The 521-nt window shown below is 64.5% G+C and carries 1 protein-coding gene; it reads left to right on the top strand.

Features of this window, described 5'->3' with window-relative positions; genetic code table 11:
• The coding region (locus tag IMZ11_RS43670) for an alpha/beta hydrolase-fold protein (RefSeq protein ID WP_228649595.1) at positions 1-516 on the top strand (516 nt) is incomplete at its 5' end.
• Positions 517-521: the final 5 nt, after the last annotated feature.

The raw sequence follows: 521 nt of genomic DNA, 5'->3' as shown, positions 1-521 counted from the left end.
GAATACGACGGCCGCGCGGTCGGTGGATTCTCCATGGGCGGTTTCGGCGCGCTGAAGTACGCGGCCAAGTACTACGGCCACTTTGCCTCAGTCAGCGCCCATTCGGGGCCGGCAAGCCTGCGTCGCGATTTCGGCCTCGTCGTGCACTGGGCAAACATCACGTCCGCGGTTCTTGATCTGGCCGGCGGAACTGTTTACGGGGCTCCGCTGTGGGACCAGGCCAGGGTGAGTGCCGACAACCCGGTCGAGCGGATCGAGAGCTATCGCAACAAGCGGATTTTTCTCGTGGCGGGCACCAGTCCGGACCCGATCAACTGGTTCGACAGCGCCAACGAGATCGCGGTGCTCTCCGGTCAGCGAGAGTTCCGTGGGCTTCTCGACCACGCAGGCATTCCCTACGACGCGCATGAGGTGCCCGGGGGGCATGTGTTTCGCCCCGAGATGTTCGCCGTCGACCTCGACGGGATCATCGCTCGACTGCGGCCGGCGGCGGTCACTGGCTCCGGGACGTTGTAACAAAA

Source organism: Microtetraspora sp. AC03309 (assembly GCF_020826795.1).
In the GTDB taxonomy this organism is placed as follows: domain Bacteria; phylum Actinomycetota; class Actinomycetes; order Streptosporangiales; family Streptosporangiaceae; genus Microtetraspora; species Microtetraspora glauca.
Note: the sequence above shows the minus strand (reverse complement) of the source record. Positions and strands in the feature narration are given on the sequence as shown.